Here is a 17,822-nt window from a genome sequence, read left to right as displayed (position 1 = left end):
CCCGTGGCCGGTCACCGTGCGAACGGACAGCCCCGAGCGCCCGCACCACCCGGCCGCTCGGGGCCGTGGAAACTCGACCCGGAGGTGATGGGTGCGCAAGGATGGCGTGGTGACTGGGGAGCACCGCCATAGCGACCCTGCGGCGCGCGGATCGTCCGCGCCCGATGAGGAGCTGATGCGCGCCCTGTACCGGGAGCACGCCGGGCCGCTGCTCGGCTTCGTGCTGCACCTGGTCGCGGGCGACCGCCAGCGCGCCGAGGACGTGGTGCAGGAGACCCTGGTCCGGGCCTGGCGCAACATCCACCGGCTCGATCCGGATTCCGGTTCGCTGCGGCCGTGGCTGGTCACGGTCGCGCGGCGGATCGTCATCGACGGCCACCGCAGCAGCCAGGCCCGTCCGCGCGAGGTGGACCCGGCGCCGCTGGAACTGCTGCCCGCCGAGGACGAACTCGACCGGGCGCTCCGGCTGATGACCATCTCCGAGGCGCTCAACGACCTGACCGAGGCGCACCGCCGGGTCATCGTCGAGACCTACCTGATGGGCCGGACGGTCAACGAGGCGGCCGTGGAACTCGGCATCCCCGCCGGTACCGTACGGTCACGGGTGTTCTACGCACTGCGGTCGCTGAAGCTCGCGCTGGAGGAAAGGGGAGTGACATCGTGACGCCGTCCGGGCAGGACCACGTCGACGTCGGCGCGTACGTCCTCAACGTGCTCGATCCGGCCGAGCGCGCCGCCTTCGAGGTGCACCTGGCCGGGTGCCCGGAGTGCGCCCGGCAGGTCGGCGAACTCTCCTTCATGGAGCGGTTGCTGGCCGAGTACGTGGCAGCCGCCGACCCGGCCGCGGGCTACGCCGCCCCGGCCGCTCCCGGCCCGCAGGACTCGGGAAGCTCCCGGCAGGGCTCGGGGGGCTCGGGGGGCTCCCCGCAGAACTCGGAGCACGAGGAGAGCCCGGCGAGCCTGGAGCGGCTGGTCGCCGAGGTGTCCACCCGGCGCCGTCGTGGCCGGACGCGTCGCCTCGTGCTGGCGCTGGCGGCCTCCGTACTGGTGATCGGCGGCCCGGCGGTCACCGCCGTCCTGGTCTCCGCCGACCCGGCGCCTCCCGCCACCGTCGCCGCGCCGCAGTTCGCCGCCACCGACCCGGACACCGGCGCACAGGCGCGCGTCGGCGTGGAGAGCAAGGGCTGGGGGAGCCAGGTGAGCCTCGAACTCTCCCGCCTGCAGGGGCCTTTGACCTGCAGCCTGATCGCCGTCGGACGCACCGGGGAGCGCCAGACCGTCACCAGTTGGAGCGTCCCCGCGGTCGGCTACGGTACGAGCGACATGCCCGCGCCCCTGCGCACTGTCGGCGGTGTGGGCTTCCGTCCCGCCGACATCGATCACTTCGAGGTACGCACCCTGGACGGGGGCAAGCTCCTGGTGAGCGTGCCGGCGGCGCCCGCCTGATCGCCGGGCCGGGCGCTGCGCCGGTGGGCTCTCACGTCGGTGACTTCTCAGGCCGGCGTGCTCCCGTGCCGGCCCATTCCCGCGGCCTGCTCTCAGTCCGCGGGAGCGGGGGGCGGGGCCGGGGGCTACGCCGGGGCCGGGGCCGGGGCCAGGGCGAGGTCGGGGCCGGGGTCGAGCGCGCGGGCGAGCGCGGCGGTGACCGGCGCGACGTGCCGGGCCGGGAGGGTGACGGCAGCCCAGCGGCCGGCCAGGTCCAGGAAGTCGACGAGGTCGCGCTCGGCCCCGGCGACGAGCCGGCGCAGCTCGGTGGCGGGCAGCTCGATCACCGGGCTGTCCTCCCGCTCGTTCGCCACGGTCAACCGGGCGGTGTCGCCGAGGAGTTCGGCGGAGGGGGAGGGGGAGGGGGAGGGGTCGTGACCGAAGCCGCGGGGGCCGTGCCCGTCGAGCATGTCCAGCCAGTCGCGCCACTCCTCGACTCCGTTGCAGCAGCCGGGAACGAGTACGGCACCGGTGGACGGGTCGGCCACCCGGAACCCGCCCGGCGCGTACGGCTGTTCGCAGTGGGCCGGCCCGCACAGCAGGGCGTCGAACGGGTCCTCGGCCTTGCCGTCGGGCCGGTCGGGCTCCTCCGGCTCGGCCCGCTTGTGGTCGGCGATCCGGGCGACGGCCGCGCCGACCTGCTCCGGGGTCATCGAACCGTCGAGCGCCAGGAAGCCGTACGGCTCGACCTCGGCGACGGGCCAGAGGTCGAAGTCGTCGGGGAGGACGATCTCAAGGACGGGCTGCAACACGATCACAAGAGGAGTCTTCCGTACGGCGGGCCCGTGCGCCGGTCGCCTCCCGGCTGGCGACTACCGCGCGGTGGAGGCGATTCGGGTCAGTGCGCGGCCGCAGGCACGGGCGAACAGCCGCTGGCCGAGTGGCATCAGCGGCCCTGCCGCCCGGGCGAGCCGGCTCTGCGGTCGGCTGAAGGCGTTGACGGTGAACCAGACCGCCTTGTCCGGGGCCATCTCCACCAGGAAGGTCTCCTCGCCGACGGCCAGGTGGCCCTCCCGGGTGCCGTACGCGAAGCCGTACCGGTCGGGGCCGCGCTCGCTCCAGATCACCCGGCAGGGGGCGCCGACCCGCAGCGGACCGAGGCCGATCGCGCAGGTGACAGCCGCCCCGGGCTCCGCCCGTACCGCGTCGGAGGTGACCAGCACGCCGCCCGCGCGGTGCATCCGCCAGTCGAGCACGGCCTCGCCTGCGGCCTCCAGGGCGGCGCGGCCGTGGCCGAGGAGCACCCGGTGGTGCAGGTGGCGGTAGCCCACGGGCAGCGGACCGGGCCGGGTACTGGCGCCGACCTCGGGGTAGTTGAGGTCGGGGTGGGTGCCGGGGTCCGGGTTCACGGGCGGGCCTCCTGGGGTGTGTGGTCGGGTGTGCGGACGGCTGTGTGGTCGGGTGTGCGGACGGGCGCCTCGGTGGCTCCGTGGCCGGGTGCGCCGCCGAGGCGGCGCCAGGCGAGCAGGGAGCAGAGGGCGAAGCCCAGCGCGTTGCCGACGCCGTGGGTGGCCGCCATCCAGCTCAGCGTGGGGTGAGGGATGCCGGAGGCCTCGCCCAGTGCCCACCAGAGGGCGAGCAGCATGGTCGCGGCGAGGACGGCCGAGGAGACGGCGAGCAGGGTGGCGGTGCCCCGGTCGGGGGTGCGGGTTCTCAGGTCGCGCCAGCCGAGCAGCCCGACCAGCCACATCCCGGCGGTCAGGACCACGGCGCCGGCGAGCTCGACCCAGTCCCCGGTGAAGTAGCCGGCCAGCACCAGCAGGGTGCCGCACGGCACGCTGAGCGCGGCCCAGCGGGCCTCGGCGCGGTCGGGCGCGGCGCGGCAGACCAGTCCGGCGACCAGGGCGGCGGTGAAGCCCGCGTAGTGGAAGTGCGGCACGGTGAGCGCCAGGATGTCGAGGTCGAAGCCGAGCAGCCGGTGACCGGAGCGTTCGGCGACCAGCGCGATCCCGGCGACGGGCGGCGAGGCCAGCGCGGTCAGCACGGCGATCTCGCGCGGGGCGAGGGAACGCTCCCGCAGCAGTCGCACCGGGGCGTGGGCGGCGACCGCGAGCGTACCGAGCGCGTACAGGGTCGCGCAGCCGGCGGCCAGGGCGCCGCGCGGAAGCCAGAGCGAGAGCGCGCCGGGTACGGCGGCCAGCGGCCACCAGCGGCGGAGGCGGGCGAGCCCGGGTTCGTCGATCAGCGCGAGGCCGAGGGGGATCACGGCGCCCATGCCGAGCAGGACGAGGAGGTTGACCAGTTCGGTGGTTCCGGCGGGCAAGGCGGACATCGGCGCACCTGTCTTGAACGTGTTCAAGTTCCTTCGTCGAGGACTGTACGCGGGAGATTGAACGCGTTCAAGTCCGCCATCTCTGGTGTTCACGCTGGGTGCGGCGCACTCTGGAGAGGTAACCGATGGAGGTGATCCGCCATGAAGACTCTGGTCGGTTGGCACATCGAGATGGAGTTCCGCGAAGAAGGGGCCAGGACGTCCGCGGCCGCGTTGCTCAGGCTGAGCGACGGTACGGAGCTGCGGGCGCACGGCTACACCAGCAGGCACCCGTCCGACCCGGAGCAACTGAGGGTCGGCGAGGAGATCTCGGCGGCGCGTGCGCTCAACGACCTTGCCTCGCAGCTCCTCGGCAAGGCGCACGGGGAGATCCAGGCGCTCAGCCCGATCCCGACCCACCCGCTGACCTGACCTCGGCGGGCGCCGGGCGGCCGGCGACCGGTGGCCGGTGCCAGGTGGCCGGCGGCCGGTGGCCGGCCGATGGCGCCGGTGGCCCTCGGAGGTGCCGGCTCGGGCCCGGCGGTTTCCAGGCAGGTTTCCCGTGGGGCATACGGAGGGAGGTCCGGATGCCGACAATCCCGCTGATCTGCCCGCGTTGTGGCCACCCGCAGTTGGTGGTGCCCAGCGACTCGGCGCGGCCGATTCTCGTGGTGCACGAGGGCACCGGCCGTGAGGCCTGTGAACCGGGGGACCTCGCCAGAGCCCCCGAGGACGTGACCCTGGAGGAGGCTCCTCGGGCAGTGGCATGCGGTGAACGATGACGGTGTGGTGAGCCGTGGCGCTCCGGTGAGCGTTCACGATCCGGTGAATGCCGGGGTTGTGGTGAGCGTTCACGGGAACGTGAACAGTGCCCGCGTGGTGGACCCTCACTCCAGGGTGAGCGGTGGCGCCATGGTGAACGGGAGCGCCGCGGTGCGTCGTGGTGTCGCCGTGAACGCCAACCCATCAGTGAACGTTCACGTAGCAGTGAACGCCGATGGGATGGTGAACGTCGGCGCAACGGTGAACGCCGACATGGCAGTGAACGCTGCCGAAACCGTGAATGCCAATGCCAACGTGAACATCAACCCCGCCGTAAACGCCACCGCAGCCGTGAACATCATTGCGGCAGTGAACGCGGACACAACGGTGAAGCCGACACAACAGTGAACGAGACGCGGGGCCGGCCCGAAGGCCGCCCCCGCGTCCCCGCCCGCTGCCGATCGTCGCCGTCCCACGCCGTCGGTCCCGGGCGCACCCTCGCCGTGGGCGGGACCCGGTGGGGTCGCGCCCTCAGTTCGGGCAGTACGTGGCCGGCAGCTCCCACTCCGGTCCGATCAGGCGTCGCTCGATCTCGCTGAGGGTGATGCGGATGCCGACCGTGCCGGCCAGGCCCACCTTGATGCGGCTGCGGGCGAGGGCGAACAGGGCGGTGAGGCCGTACTTGTTGATCAGCGAGGTCCGGTAGCGGGCGGTGTCGTCCTCGTCGCAGACGGCGGCGCGGGCCGGCAACCGACGCCCGGTGGGGCGGCCGTGGGCGTCGCAGGGGCCGATCAGGACCCGGGGGTGGCGGCGGATGCGTTCGGCCTCGCCGGAGTGGGTCGGGGTCCAGATGCCGAGTGCGGGGCCGTCGGCGACCACCCAGATCTGCGACTCCACCCGGCGGCCGTCCTCGTCGAAGGTGGTGAGCAGGAGGTATCTGCTGTCGGCGAGCCGGTCGGTGCGGTGGTGCACGGTGTCCTCCTCGCGTCCCGGGGCGACGGGCGGCCTGACCTCAGTGGCCGTGGTCGCCGGTGAGTTCGTGGTCCGAGCGGTCCGAGCGGTCCGAGCGGTTCGAGTGGCCTGAGTACCCCGGCCCCGAGTGCCCCGGCTCAGGGTCACCCGAGTGCCCCGGCCCGAGGTCACCCGGCCCCGCGTGCAGCGCCCGGTACTCCTCGGCCGTGGGCTTCGGGATCCGGTTGCCCTCCCCGTACAGCCCGTGGGAGAGCCGGGCCCGGGTGCGGGCGAGGATCCCCGTCCGCCGGGCGACACCATTCTCGTCCACCGGGGCCGGCAGTTCGAGGGCTCGGGGCTGCTCGTGCGCGGTGAGCCGGTGCAGTTCGGCCTGCGGGAGCGGTGCGTGCGCCTCGACGAACTCGCCGTGCGGCAGCCGCCGGATGACGCCGGTCTCGCGTCCGTGCAGCACCTTCTCGCGGTCGCGCCGCTGGAGGCCCAGGCACCAGCGGCGGGTGATGGCGAAGACCGCGACGGGAACCACGAAGAAGCCCACCCGTACGGCGTAGGTGATGGTGTTGAGCGACAGGTGGAGGTGGGTGGCGAAGAGGTCGTTGCCGCCGCCGGCCAGCATTACCAGGTAGAGGGAGATCCACGCGGCGCCGAGGGCGGTGCGGACGGGGGCGTTGCGCGGGCGGTCCAGCAGGTGGTGTTCCCGCTCGTCGTCGGTGATCCAGCTCTCGACGAACGGGTAGACCGCGATCGCGCCGAGGACCAGCGGGAACAGCGTGAACGGGATCAGCACGCCCAGGTTCAGCGTGTGGCCCCACAGGCCGATCTCCCAGCCCGGCATGACCCGGATCAGGCCCTCGGCGAAGCCCATGTACCAGTCCGGCTGGGCGTCGGTGGAGACCTGGTCGGGGCGGTACGGGCCGTACGCCCAGATCGGGTTGATGGTGGCGACGGCCGACATCACCGCGACGACGCCGAAGACCAGGAAGAAGAACCCGCCGGCCTTGGCCATGTACACCGGCATCAGCGGCATGCCGACCACGTTGCGCTCGGTGCGGCCGGGCCCGGCCCACTGGGTGTGCTTGTGGAAGAAGACCAGGATCAGGTGCGCGACGAGCAGGCCCACCATGATCCCGGGGACCAGCAGGACGTGGATGGTGAAGAACCTCGGGATGATGTCGGTGCCGGGGAACTCGCCGCCGAACAGGAACATCTGCACGTACGTGCCGACCAGCGGCAGGGCCAGCACGACGCCCTCGATGAACCGGATGCCGGTGCCGGACAGCAGGTCGTCGGGGAGCGAGTAGCCGAAGAAGCCGTCCAGCATGCCGAGGAAGAGCAGCAGGAAGCCGAACAGCCAGTTGATCTCGCGCGGCTTGCGGAAGGCCCCGGTGAAGAACACCCGCATCATGTGGACGAACATCGCCGCGACGAAGACCACCGCCGCCCAGTGGTGGATCTGGCGGACCAGCAGTCCGCCGCGCACCTCGAAGCTGAGGTCCACCGTGGAGGCGTAGGCCTCGGACATCGGCACGCCCTTGAGCGGCACGTACGAGCCGTCGTAGATCACCTCGCCCATGGACGGCTTGAAGAAGAGCGTCAGGTAGACGCCGCTGAGGATGATGATCACGAAGGTGTAGAGGCAGATCTCGCCCAGCATGAAGGACCAGTGGTCCGGAAAGATCTTGCGCAGATTGGCCCTGGCCAGGGTGTGGAGGCCCAGTCGGCCGTCCGCCCAGTCGGCCGCGCGCCGGGCGCGTCCGGGAGCCGGTGTGCGGGTCATGTCCCACTTCCCCCTGTCCGGTGGGCGCCGTGGCGGGCACCCCGAGGTTAAGCGGGGATTGCTCCCCGCTTTCGCGTGCGGGGACCACAATAACCGGGGGGTTCTCCCCGTTTGCTTCGGGGGTCCGTCCCGCCGACGACCCGGAGCCCTGGAGCCACGACGCTCCAGAGCCCCGACGCCCCAGAGCCCCGCGACCTGGAACCCCGGCCGCAGAGCCCCGGCGACCCGGAGGCGGAAAGCCGAAGCGGCCCGCCCGGTGACTCGCACCGGACGGGCCGCTCCTCATTCGCTCGGCCCGACCCGACTGGGCCCGGTCCGCCCGGGTCCCAGGCCGGCCGGTTCGCCCAGCTCCCGGTCCGCCCGGGTCCCAGGCCGGCCGGCTTGCCCGGCTTCCGGCCCGGCCGCCGCTAGTGGGCCATCACCGGCACCTTCTCCGCCTCGCCCGCGCCGGCCGCCGAGCCGGCGACCGTGCCCGCGCCGCCCGGCCGGCCGGTGTTGATCAGCGTGAACGCGATCGCGGCCGCGGCCAGCAGGATCCCGAAGGACCACCAGATGGCGGTGGAGTAGCCGTGCACCATGCCCTGGAACTGGAGGACCTTGGCGGCGGCCGGGGTGGCCGCGCCCTCCGCCGCGTGCGCGGCGAGGTAGGTCGCGGTGGCGCTGGCCGCGATGGTGTTCAGCAGCGCGGTGCCGATCGCGCCGCCGACCTGCTGCGAGGTGTTGACCATGGCGGACGCCACGCCGGCGTCGCGCGGCTGGACGCCGTGCGTGGCCAGGCTCATCGCCGGCATGAAGGCGGTGCCCATGCCGAGGCCCATCAGGATCAGGCCGGGCATGATCAGCGCCGGGTAGGAGCTGTCCAGGTCGATCTGGGTGAGGATCAGCATGCCCAGCGAGGCGACCAGGAAGCCGGGGGCCATCAGGTACCGCGGGGCGACCCGGGTCATCAGCCGGGCGCCGATCTGGGTGGAGCCGATGATCATGCCGGCCACCATCGGGAGGAAGGCCACGCCGCTGATCACCGGGCTGTAGCCCAGCACCACCTGGAGGTAGAAGGTCAGGAACAGGAAGAGGCCGAACATGCCGATCACGGCCAGGCCGAGCGACAGGTAGACCCCGCCGCGGTTGCGGTCCAGGACGACGCGCAGCGGCAGCAGCGGCGCCTTGACGACCCGCTCGACCAGGACGAACGCACCCAGCAGCACGGCGGCGGCGACGAACATCGCGATGGTCACGCCCGAGCTCCAGCCGTCGGACTCGGCGCGGGTGAAGCCGTACACCAGGGCCACCAGGCCGGTGGTCACCAGCAGCACGCCGGGGATGTCGAGCCGGTCGCGGTTGCGGCCCCCGGCGGGCTCGCGGATCACCAGGACGGCGCCGACGGCGGCGACCACGGCGAAGGGGATGTTGACGTAGAAGGTCCAGCGCCAGTTGAGGTACTCGGTCAGCAGGCCGCCGAGGATCAGGCCGATCGCGCCGCCACCGCCGGCGATGGCGCCGTAGATGCCGAACGCCTTGGCGCGCTCCTTGGCCTCGGTGAACATCACGGCGAGCAGCGACAGCGCGGCCGGTGCCAACAGTGCGCCGAAGACGCCCTGCAGGGCGCGGGCGCCGAGCAGCATCGGGGTGTTGACGGCCGCGCCGCCGAGCGCGGAGGCGGCCGCGAAGCCGACCAGGCCGACCACGAAGGCGCGCTTGCGTCCCCACAGGTCGGCGATCCGGCCGCCGAACAGCAGCAGTCCGCCGAAGGCCAGGGCGTAGGCGGTGATCACCCACTGGCGGTTGCCGTCGGATATGCCGAGGTCGCGCTGGGCGGAGGGGAGGGCGATGTTCACGATGGTCGCGTCGAGGACGACCATCAGCTGGGCGAGGCCGATGAAGATCAGGGCCTTCCAGCGCCTCGGATCGGGCAGCGCGGCGGCCGGTGTCGCGGCGGTTCGGGACATGGGGGTACTCACTTCACGGGTCAGGGCTTGCGAATGAAGGGCGGTGCGTGTGCGGACGCTATGGGTTCGGGTCAGACGTAAGGCGACAGGCTCAAGGCGGCAGGTGTAAGGCGCAGGTGTAAGGAGGCAGGCAGGGAACGGGCGTGACGGTCCGCGGGCATGCGGGTCGCGCCGGGGTTGTGCGGGGGCGTAAGGGGCGGGCCGGGTCGGGCCCCGGGGGCCGGGGGTCAGTCCTGCGGCCGGAAGTCCTCGAAGGTCGCCGCCCGGCCGGGCAGGGTGGAGCGGGCGGGCGCCCGCAGGCCGTCCAGGAACAGCTGCAGGTGCCGGTGGACGAAGTCGTCGAGCAGTACGCAGGACGTACCCGGCAGTGGGCGGGTCAGTTGGCTGACCACGATGAACAGGTCGGTGGGGTCGACGTCCGGCCGCAGTTCGCCCGCCTCGCGGGCGTGTTCCACGAGGGCGCCGACGCTGGCGGTGAGGCGCTCGCGCGTCTCGACCAGGGCCGGGTCCTCGGGGTCGAGGCGCCGGGTGAGCAGGGGGCAGAGCGCGCCGAGCTGCTCGTCCGCCGCCGCGTGCGCGAAGCGCTCCAGGGCGTTGAACGGGCCGGTGCTCTCCGCGGGTGCGGCCTCGGCGGCCGCCAGGATGCGGTTCTTGACCAGGAGCACCACCTCGCGGATCAGTGCGAGGCGGTCGGGGAAGTTCCGGTACAGCGTCGCGTTGCCCACGCCGGCCCGCTTGGCGATCTCGTCCAGCGGCGCGTCCGCGCCGAGCTCGACGAACACCTCCCGGGCGGCCAGCACGATCCGCTCGCGATTGCGGGTCGCGTCCGCCCGCAGCCTGGGCGTGCGGACGGCCTGCGTCGGGGCGGCGGCGCTGCTCACGGTTCTCCTCCTACGCTTCCGATGATAGCGGGGAAGTCTTCCCCGTTTTCACGTACGGAGGGTTAAACGGGGACTCCATCCCCGGTATTTCGATCTCAAGTGTGACCTGCATCACATCGCGGTCACATCGCCGTCACGTCGTACTGCGACCGGCCCGGACCAGGGCCGGGCGGTGCAGCGGGATCTCGAAGTGGACGGTGGCGACCCCGGGCCCGTGCTCACCGGTCGGGCGGGCGTCGTACACCTCCTCGGCGAGGCTGCGCCAGAACGCCTCGGCGCCCGGGATCGCCGTGTTGGTGTGCAGGTAGACCTGCCGGTAGCCGCCCTCGGCGGCCGCGAACCCGCAGGCCCGGCGGACGAGCTCGCGGGCCAGCCCGTGCCGGCGGTGCTCGGCGCGCACGTACACCCGGACCAGCTGGGCGGTCGGTCCGGACGGGTAGCGGTCGGCCAGGTCGCGCGGGTGCGGAGGGTGGGCCGGGCCGGTGGAGTGCAGCGCGGTGGTGGCCACCACCTCGGGCCCGTGGCGTGCGACCAGCAGGGTGTGGCGGGGGTGGTCCAGGTAGTGGCCCTGGAGGTCGACCACGTCGGCGTGCCAGTCGGGGACGTAGCCGTAGCCGAACTCGCGGTAGAGCGTGTCGAGGATCAGCCGACGGGCACCGGGGACGTCCTCGGGGAGCGCATGGCGGATCAGGTAAGGAGATTGACGCTTCATCAGATAGCTCCGGCGGGTGACGGCGGGCTGGGGCGAGCGGTAGCCTACATGAAAACGACTTTCATCTGCCGAACCGTCGAATGCATGTTGAAAATGAAAACGAATGCCGTTAAGTTCTCCCTCGGCACCACCCGGCCCCTCCGGCCGGGGCCGTCGACGAGGGAGAGCCGTGGCGCATCTGTTGGTCATCGAGAGCTGGGTCGGCTCCATGAGCAGGCTGTTGCCCAGGGCCCTGGGCGAGGGCGGCCACCGCTTCACCTTCCTCACCCGCGACCTGCACCACTACCTGCGCGCCGCCGGGGCACCGGCCGACGGCCCGCACCCGCTGCTCGCCGCCGAGAACGTCCTCACCGCCGACACCAACGACCCCGCCGCCCTGCTCCCGTACGCCGAGCGGCTGCACCGGGTGCTCGGCTTCGACGGGGTGCTCTCCTCCTGCGACTACTACCTGCCCGCCGTCGCCCGGGTCGCCCGCCACCTCGGTCTGCCCGGGCCCGACCCGGAGGCCGTCACCGCCGCCTGCCGCAAGGACCTCACCCGCGGCGCGCTCGGCGCGGCCGACGTCGCCGGGCCCGCGTACGCGCTCTGCGCCGACCGCGAGCAGGCCTTCGCCGCCGCCCGCGCCATCGGCTACCCGCTGGTGGTCAAGCCGGTCGACCTGTGCGCCGGGATGTACGTCCGCGAGGTCGCCGACCGGCGTGAACTCGACGCGGCGATGCGGGCGTTGGAGGGGTTCCCGGTGAACGCCCGGGGGCAGCGCCGGGAGTCCGCCGTGCTGCTGGAGGAACTGCTCACCGGCCCCGAGGTCAGCGTCGAGACGGTCTCCTACGGCGGCGCCACCCATGTGGTCGGGATCACCGACAAGAGCCTCGGCGGCGCGCCGTCCTTCGTCGAGACCGGCCACATGTTCCCCGCCGCGCTGGGCCCCGCGGACGCCCGGGCCGCCGCCGGCACCGCCGTCGCCGCGCTCGACGCCCTGGGCCTGGACCAGGTGGTCGCGCACACCGAGATCAGGCTCACCCCCGGCGGCCCCCGGGTGGTCGAGGTGAATCCGCGCCCGGCCGGCAACCGGATCACCGAGCTGGTCCGCCGGGTCACCGGGGTCGACCTCGCCGCCGCCGCGGTGGACGTCGCCCTCGGCCGGGTGCCCGACCTGGCCGTCCACCCCACCGGTGTGGCCAGCGCCGCCATCGCCTTCCTGCTGCCGGAGCGCGACGGGCTGCTGGAGGGCTTCGACGGGGAGCCCGAGGTGCGCCGCGACCCCGCCGTGGTGGAGCTGTCGCTGGCCGGCCCCGGCCGCGAGGTCCGGCCCGCGACCAGCAACAACGAGTACCTGGGCCACCTGATGACGGCCGACACCGAGGGCGCCGGCGCCCGCCGTACGGCCGAACGGCTGCTCGCCGCGCTCACCCCGCGCTACGCCGCCGAGGCGTGTCCGGCCGCCGAGCCGCAGGCGGTGCCCGCGTGACGACCCCCGCCGACCTCCGTACGCCCGCCGGCAACCAAGCCCCCGCCGGCAACCAAGCCCCCGCCGGCGACCAGGCCCCCACCGGCGACCAGGCCCCCGCCGTGGCGCGACGCCCCCCGGTCCTGGAGTCGCTGGCCGAGCGGGCCCGCGCCGGGCGGTACGGCCCCGACCCGGCGGGGGAGCGGATCGCCCTCGCCTTCACCACCACCCAGGCCGTCCGGCACGAGGGCCGTGCCAGTGGCTACCGCAACGAGGTGCTCGGCCTGCGGCTCGGCGCCGCCGTCGGCTCCTGCGCCGTCGAACCCGGTGAACTGCCCGCCGACGCCCTCACCGACTGCGTCGGCGCCAGCGTCGCCGAACTGCTCGACCACCCGCTCACGCCCGTCCGGGCCGCCGCCCTCGACGCCTACCTGATGCACTGCCGCCCGCACACCCCCGCCCACGGCGCCCGGCCCCACCGGCTGCCGGCCGGCTCCTCGCTGGAGAAGTCCCGGGCCCGCGCCCGGGCCGTGGCCGGTCTGCTGCCATCGGCCGGCATCCGCCGGGTCCTGGTCATCGGCGTGGTCAACTCCCTTCTGGAACAGCTGCGTTCGCGCGGTGTCGACTACCTGCCGTGTGACCTCAAGGGTGGCCGCACCGAGTGGGACGAACCGGTGCGCACCGACGCCGCCGCCCACCTGGCGGAGTGCGACGCGATCCTCGCCTCCGGCATGACCCTCGGCAACGGCAGCCTCGACCCGCTGCTCGACCACGCCCGCGCCACCGGCAAGCCGTTGGTGCTGTTCGCCCAGAGCGGCAGCGCCGTCCTGCCGCTGCTGCTCGGCGACGGGGTGAGCGCGGTCAGCGCCGAGCCCTACCCGTTCTTCTGGCTCGACGGCGGTCCGGGCGTGATCCACCTCTACGGCGGCCCCGACACGGCCCACCCGAACGCGGCCCACCTGCCCCTGACGCCTCACTCCCGGGCCAACCCGCCCCGGCCCCGCCCGTACGGCGCGCCGACGGTGAACGGAGGTGCCGCCCGATGACCGCCCTGCTCTCCACCGCGCTCGGCAACCCCGACCTGCTGTCCCTGCTCGGCCGCACCCCGCTCGCCCGGATCCGCACCCCGCTGCCGCACCCCCACCCCGGCTTCTGGGCCAAGCTCGAAGGCCTCGGCGCCGGCGGCATGAAGGCCCGCTCCGCCGTCGCGATGCTGCGCGGCGCCCACGCCCGCGGCGAACTCCGGCCCGGTGCCACCGTGGTGGAGTCCACCTCGGGCACCCTCGGTATCGGTCTGGCCTTCGCCGGACAGGCCCTCGGCCACCCCGTGGTGCTCATCGGCGACGCCGAACTGGAGCCTTCGATGCGGCAGTTGCTGCGCTCCTACGGCGCCCGGCTGGAGCTCGTCGACCGGCCCGCCCGGGAGGGCGGCTGGCAGGCCGCCCGGCTGCGGCGGCTGCACGAGGTGCTCGACCGGATCCCCGGCGCCTACTGGCCGGACCAGTACAACAATCCCGACAACGCGGCCGGTTACCACGCCATGGCACAGGAGTTCACCGCCGAGCTCGACCGGCTGGACGTCCTGGTGTGCAGTGTCGGCACCGGCGGGCACAGCGCAGGCCTCGCCGCCCCGCTGCGCCGCCGCTGGCCGGGCCTCACCGTGATCGGCGTGGACTCGGTCGGCTCCACCATCTTCGGCCAGCCGGCCCGCCCCCGGCTGATGCGCGGCCTCGGCAGCTCCATCCACCCGCGCAACGTCGCCCACCAGGTCTTCGACGAGGTGCACTGGGTCGGCCCGGCCGAGGCCGTCGACGCCTGTCGCCGACTGGCCCGGGGCTGCTTCGTCAGCGGCGGCTGGTCCACCGGGGCGGTCGCCCTGGTCGCCGCCTGGGCCGCCCGGGTCCACCCCGGGGCCACCGTCGCCACGGTCTTCCCGGACGGCCCGCACCGCTACCTCGGCACCGTGTACGACGACGCCTTCTGCCGCCGCCACGGCCTGGAGCCGGAACGGGCCGCGCCGCGCCCGATCGAGATCCCGCACCCGGGCGCGGTCGAGGTCACCGGCTGGGCCCGCTGCCGCACGGTCACCGATCCGGCTCGCCACACCGTCACCGATCCGGCCCACCGCGCCGTCACCGTCCCGGCCCGCCACCCGGCTGCCGATCCGGCCCACCGCGCCGCCGCCGTCACCGACCCGAACCACCACATCGCCGCCGTCCCCGGCCAGGCCTCCGAGCCCCGCCCGACCGACCACCCCAGGGAGCGCCCATGAGGCTCGACGTCCGTACCGTACGGCTTCAGCTGGCCGAGCCGCTGCGGATCTCCCGCTCGGTCATGGCCCACCGCGACGCCGTCCAGCTGGCGTTGCGCCACGGTGGGCTGACCGGGCACGGCGAGGCCGTCAGCAGCACCCACCTGCGCCTGCCCACCAGCCGCATCCTGCGCGAACTCGACGACGTGCGGCCCGCGTTGGAGCGGTTCCCGGATCCCGAGCAGGCGCTGGTCGAACTCCAGCGCGGCGACGCCCGGTTCAAGGAGCTGCCGGCCGGGGTGCTGGCCGCCGTCGAGGCCGCGCTGCTCGACCTGGTCGGCAAGCGGGCCGGCGCGCCCGTCCACCAACTCCTCGGCAGCCTGGCCCCGGTGGCCGCCCCGACCGCCCGCACCATCGGCATCTGCGAGCCCGCGCTCGCCGCCGTCCAGGCCGACCGGCTGGCCGCCGCCGGATTCCGGCTGCTCAAGGTCAAGGCCGGGTCCCCGGACCCCGCCGAGGACCTCGCCCGGGTCCGCGCCGTGCACGAGGCCGCCCCCGCCGTACGGCTGCTGCTCGACCCCAACGGCGCCTGGACGGCCGAGCAGGCGCTGCGGCTGATCCCGGCCTTCGCGGAGGCGGGCGTCGAGGCCGTCGAACAGCCGATCACCCCCGGCCACCCGGACGCCCTCGCCGCGGTCGCCGCCCGCTCCCCGCTCCCGGTGATCGCCGACGAGGACGCGGTCACCGTCGAGGACGCCGCCCGCCTCGCCGGCCGGGTCCAGGGCGTCAACGTCAAGCTCGCCAAGTGCGGCGGCGTCCACCGGGCGCTGCGCATCGAGCAGGCGCTCCGGGGCAGCGGCACCGAGCTGATGCTCGGCTGCCTGGCGGCCAGCTCCCTGGGCATCGCACCCGCCGTGCACCTCGCCGACCGCGCCCGCTGGGTCGACCTCGACGGGCACCTGCTGCTCGCCCACGACCCGTGGCAGGGCATCGGCGGCGCCGACGGCACCGTCCGCACCCCCGACCGCGGCGGCCTCGGCGTCCTGCCCACCCCGAACCCGACCGACCAGACCGACCTGGCCCACCCGGCCCACCCGGTCCGCCCGGACGGCCCCGCGAGCAGCCACCCCGCGAACAGTCACTTCGCGAGCAGCCACCCCACGAGCGGCCACCCCGCGAACGCGCACCGGACGAACGGCCACCGACCGGACGGCCACCCGGCGGCCGGCCGGTGAGGATACTGCGCGCCGTACGGTCCTTCCCGCTGCCCGTACGGCTGCTGCTGGTGAACCAGCTCGGTGTGAACACCGGCTTCTACCTGCTCATCCCGTACCTCGCCGGCCACCTCACCCAGGACCTCGGGCTCTCCGCCGTCGCCGTCGGCGTCGTCCTCGGGGTGCGCAACCTCAGCCAGCAGGGCCTGTTCATCATCGGCGGCTCGGCCGCCGACCGCCTCGGCGCCCGCGGCGTCATCATCGCCGGCTGCGCCCTGCGCACCCTCGGCTTCGGCCTGTTCGCGCTCGGCGACTCGCTCGGGGTGCTGCTCGCCGCCTCCGCGCTCAGCGGTCTGGCCGGCGCGCTGTTCAACCCCGCCGTCCGCACCTACCTCGCCCACGAGGCCGCCGACCGCAGGGCCGAGGCCTTCGCCCTGTTCAACGTGTTCGCCACCACCGGCGCGTTGGCCGGCCCGCTGCTCGGCACCCTCCTGCTGCTGGTCGACTTCCGCGCCGCCGCCCTCACCGCCGCCGGCATCTTCGCCCTGCTCACCGTCGCCCAGGCGCTGGTCCTGCCCGCCCGTACCGTCACCCCGCCCGACCGGGGCGTGCTCGCCGACTGGCGGGTGGTCGTCGCCGACCGGCGCTTCCTCGCCTTCGCCCTCGCCATGGTCGGCCTCTACGGGATGGAGAACCAGCTCTACCTGCTGCTGCCCGACGCCGCCCGCCGGGCCACCGGCTGGACCGGCGCCGTGGGAATGGTCTTCCTCACCTCCACCCTCGCCAACCTCGCCCTGCAACTGCGCGTCACCACCCGGCTGAAGCGGTACGCCGACCCGGCCCGCTGGATCGCCACCGGCCTGGCCACCGCGGGCAGCGGGTTCCTGCTGCCGCTCGCCGTACCCGGCCTGCCCGGCGTCCTCGGCGGCGTCCTGCTGCTCCAGCTGGGCCTGATGACCGCGCAGCCCTTCGTCATGGAGCTGATACCGGCCTTCGCCGGCCCCGGCCTGACCGGCACCTACTACGGCCTGTACTACGTGGTCTCCGGCCTCGCCGCCGCCCTCGGCAACGCCGCCGTCGGCCGGGCCATGGACACCGCCCCCGCCGCCCCCTGGCTGCTCTGCTGCGCCCTCGGCCTCGGCTCGGCCGCCGCCCTCACCCGGCTGCGCCGCACCGGCCGCCTCCCCGTTCCCGAGCACCCGATCCCCAGCGAGGCCCGATGAACCCGCCACCCCCGCCCCACCCGCCGGCCCCGGCCCACCTCACCGACCCACCGGCCCCGACGACACCGCCGGCCACCGACGGCAACCGCCCCACCTCCGGCAACCTGCTCACCGACAACCCCGCCCTCTACGAACTGCGCTTCCCCGACCCGGAGTTCACCGCCGCCCGGTGGGCCGAGTCCGCCCTGCGGGCCCACCGGGCCGGGCCCGAGCTGCTGGACCTCGGCTGCGGCACCGGCCGTGACGCCGGCTGGCTCCACCGCACCGCCGGGCGTACGGTCACCGGCCTGGACAGTTCCCCGGCGATGATCGCCCACGCCCGCGCGCACCACCCCGGACCGGACTACCACGTCGGCGACATGCGGGACTTCGACCTCGGCCGCCGCTTCGACGCCGCGCTCTGCCTCGACAGCGCCCTGCTCCACTGCCACACCAACCGGGACCTCGACGCCCTGCTCGGCCGGCTCCGCGCCCATCTGCGCCCCGGCGGGCTGCTGGTCGCCGAGATGCGCAACGGCGCCTTCTTCCTCGGCCGTACGGAACTCCTCGACGCCCCCCGCACCGACACCGTCACCCGCGACGGCACCACCCACACCTCGCACACCACCCTGTGGATCGACCACGCCGCCCAACTCCTGCGCCGCGCAAGGGTCTGGACCGCCGACGACGGCACCGGTCCGGTCGAGCAGCACTCCGCCTGGCGGCTGCTGTTCCCGCAGGAGCTGCGCTACGTCCTGGCCGCCAACGGCTTCGACGTCCTCGCCCTCTACGACCGGCCCGGACCGCGCACCGAGCCGCCCTGGACCGAGGGCGACCGGCCCGCCGACACCGCCGCCGAGGACCGCCTCCACCTGATCGCCAGACTCAACACCAGACCCACCGAAGGCAGTTGACACCCGCATGA

Annotated in this window: 17 protein-coding genes and 1 pseudogene; 10 read left to right on the top strand and 8 right to left on the bottom strand. The window is 74.0% G+C overall.

What is annotated here, in order from left to right:
* The first annotated feature begins 91 nt into the window (after positions 1 to 91).
* Both ACWEQL_RS13455 and ACWEQL_RS13450 read left to right on the top strand, forming a co-directional pair.
* The gene (locus ACWEQL_RS13455) at positions 92 to 664 is read left to right on the top strand and encodes a sigma-70 family RNA polymerase sigma factor (RefSeq protein WP_452150371.1); all 573 of its coding nucleotides are present in this window, start codon (positions 92 to 94) and stop codon (positions 662 to 664) included.
* Positions 661 to 1,446, top strand: coding sequence for a zf-HC2 domain-containing protein (locus ACWEQL_RS13450; protein ID WP_452150370.1), 786 nt, complete (start codon positions 661 to 663; stop codon positions 1,444 to 1,446). Before ACWEQL_RS13455 ends, ACWEQL_RS13450 begins: the two co-directional genes overlap by 4 nt.
* Positions 1,447 to 1,571: 125 nt before the next feature.
* On the opposite strand, the gene ACWEQL_RS13445 is transcribed toward ACWEQL_RS13450, so the two are convergent.
* Genes ACWEQL_RS13445 through ACWEQL_RS13435 form a run of 3 tightly spaced genes read right to left on the bottom strand, consistent with a single transcriptional unit; the run spans position 1,572 to position 3,757 of the window.
* On the bottom strand, positions 1,572 to 2,243 hold the full coding sequence (locus ACWEQL_RS13445) for a hypothetical protein (RefSeq protein ID WP_452150369.1): 672 nt from the start codon (positions 2,241 to 2,243) through the stop codon (positions 1,572 to 1,574).
* Between the two features lie 54 nt (positions 2,244 to 2,297).
* Complete coding sequence (locus tag ACWEQL_RS13440) at positions 2,298 to 2,834, bottom strand: DUF1990 family protein (RefSeq protein ID WP_452150368.1); 537 nt, start codon at positions 2,832 to 2,834, stop codon at positions 2,298 to 2,300.
* A complete protein-coding gene (locus ACWEQL_RS13435; RefSeq protein WP_452150367.1) occupies positions 2,831 to 3,757 on the bottom strand; it encodes a YndJ family protein in 927 nt (308 codons plus the stop codon). Before ACWEQL_RS13435 ends, ACWEQL_RS13440 begins: the two co-directional genes overlap by 4 nt.
* Before the next feature lie 141 nt (positions 3,758 to 3,898).
* Between ACWEQL_RS13435 and ACWEQL_RS13430 the strand changes: the two genes are divergently transcribed.
* Both ACWEQL_RS13430 and ACWEQL_RS13425 read left to right on the top strand, forming a co-directional pair.
* Complete coding sequence (locus ACWEQL_RS13430; RefSeq protein WP_452150366.1) at positions 3,899 to 4,168, top strand: DUF1876 domain-containing protein; 270 nt, start codon at positions 3,899 to 3,901, stop codon at positions 4,166 to 4,168.
* Positions 4,169 to 4,507: 339 nt separating this feature from the next.
* A complete protein-coding gene (locus tag ACWEQL_RS13425) occupies positions 4,508 to 4,906 on the top strand; it encodes a hypothetical protein (protein ID WP_452150365.1) in 399 nt (132 codons plus the stop codon).
* 123 nt (positions 4,907 to 5,029) lie between these two features.
* On the opposite strand, the gene ACWEQL_RS13420 is transcribed toward ACWEQL_RS13425, so the two are convergent.
* The 5 genes and pseudogenes from ACWEQL_RS13420 to ACWEQL_RS13400 form a co-directional block, all read right to left on the bottom strand.
* Positions 5,030 to 5,470, bottom strand: a complete 441-nt coding sequence (locus ACWEQL_RS13420; RefSeq protein WP_452150364.1) for a PPOX class F420-dependent oxidoreductase — start codon at positions 5,468 to 5,470, stop codon at positions 5,030 to 5,032.
* A gap of 169 nt (positions 5,471 to 5,639) precedes the next feature.
* A pseudogene (qcrB, locus tag ACWEQL_RS13415) lies at positions 5,640 to 7,244 on the bottom strand (cytochrome bc1 complex cytochrome b subunit); the annotation flags it as partial.
* Positions 7,245 to 7,651: 407 nt separating this feature from the next.
* The gene (locus ACWEQL_RS13410; protein WP_452150363.1) at positions 7,652 to 9,190 is read right to left on the bottom strand and encodes an MFS transporter; all 1,539 of its coding nucleotides are present in this window, start codon (positions 9,188 to 9,190) and stop codon (positions 7,652 to 7,654) included.
* A 227-nt stretch (positions 9,191 to 9,417) separates the two neighbouring features.
* Positions 9,418 to 10,071 carry a TetR/AcrR family transcriptional regulator gene (locus tag ACWEQL_RS13405; RefSeq protein WP_452150362.1) on the bottom strand — a complete coding sequence of 218 codons (654 nt, stop codon included), beginning with the start codon at positions 10,069 to 10,071 and terminating at the stop codon, positions 9,418 to 9,420.
* 133 nt (positions 10,072 to 10,204) lie between these two features.
* The gene (locus ACWEQL_RS13400; protein ID WP_452150361.1) at positions 10,205 to 10,783 is read right to left on the bottom strand and encodes a GNAT family N-acetyltransferase; all 579 of its coding nucleotides are present in this window, start codon (positions 10,781 to 10,783) and stop codon (positions 10,205 to 10,207) included.
* A gap of 169 nt (positions 10,784 to 10,952) precedes the next feature.
* On the opposite strand from ACWEQL_RS13400, the gene ACWEQL_RS13395 reads away from it, so the two are divergent.
* The 6 genes from ACWEQL_RS13395 to ACWEQL_RS13370 all read left to right on the top strand — a co-directional run bounded on the left by ACWEQL_RS13395 (position 10,953) and on the right by ACWEQL_RS13370 (position 17,811).
* On the top strand, positions 10,953 to 12,251 hold the full coding sequence (locus ACWEQL_RS13395; RefSeq protein WP_452150360.1) for an ATP-grasp domain-containing protein: 1,299 nt from the start codon (positions 10,953 to 10,955) through the stop codon (positions 12,249 to 12,251).
* A 101-nt stretch (positions 12,252 to 12,352) separates the two neighbouring features.
* Positions 12,353 to 13,276, top strand: a complete 924-nt coding sequence (locus ACWEQL_RS13390) for a Rossmann-like domain-containing protein (RefSeq protein WP_452150384.1) — start codon at positions 12,353 to 12,355, stop codon at positions 13,274 to 13,276.
* Positions 13,273 to 14,502 carry a PLP-dependent cysteine synthase family protein gene (locus ACWEQL_RS13385; RefSeq protein WP_452150359.1) on the top strand — a complete coding sequence of 410 codons (1,230 nt, stop codon included), beginning with the start codon at positions 13,273 to 13,275 and terminating at the stop codon, positions 14,500 to 14,502. Before ACWEQL_RS13390 ends, ACWEQL_RS13385 begins: the two co-directional genes overlap by 4 nt.
* Positions 14,499 to 15,716 carry a dipeptide epimerase gene (locus tag ACWEQL_RS13380; RefSeq protein ID WP_452150358.1) on the top strand — a complete coding sequence of 406 codons (1,218 nt, stop codon included), beginning with the start codon at positions 14,499 to 14,501 and terminating at the stop codon, positions 15,714 to 15,716. The genes ACWEQL_RS13385 and ACWEQL_RS13380 overlap by 4 nt, the downstream gene beginning before the upstream one ends.
* The gene (locus ACWEQL_RS13375) at positions 15,713 to 16,918 is read left to right on the top strand and encodes an MFS transporter (RefSeq protein WP_452150357.1); all 1,206 of its coding nucleotides are present in this window, start codon (positions 15,713 to 15,715) and stop codon (positions 16,916 to 16,918) included. Before ACWEQL_RS13380 ends, ACWEQL_RS13375 begins: the two co-directional genes overlap by 4 nt.
* On the top strand, positions 16,915 to 17,811 hold the full coding sequence (locus ACWEQL_RS13370) for a class I SAM-dependent methyltransferase (RefSeq protein WP_452150356.1): 897 nt from the start codon (positions 16,915 to 16,917) through the stop codon (positions 17,809 to 17,811). The genes ACWEQL_RS13375 and ACWEQL_RS13370 overlap by 4 nt, the downstream gene beginning before the upstream one ends.
* The last annotated feature ends 11 nt before the right edge of the window (positions 17,812 to 17,822 follow it).

It is taken from the genome of Kitasatospora sp. NPDC004240 (assembly GCF_053603215.1).
Note: the sequence above shows the minus strand (reverse complement) of the source record. Positions and strands in the feature narration are given on the sequence as shown.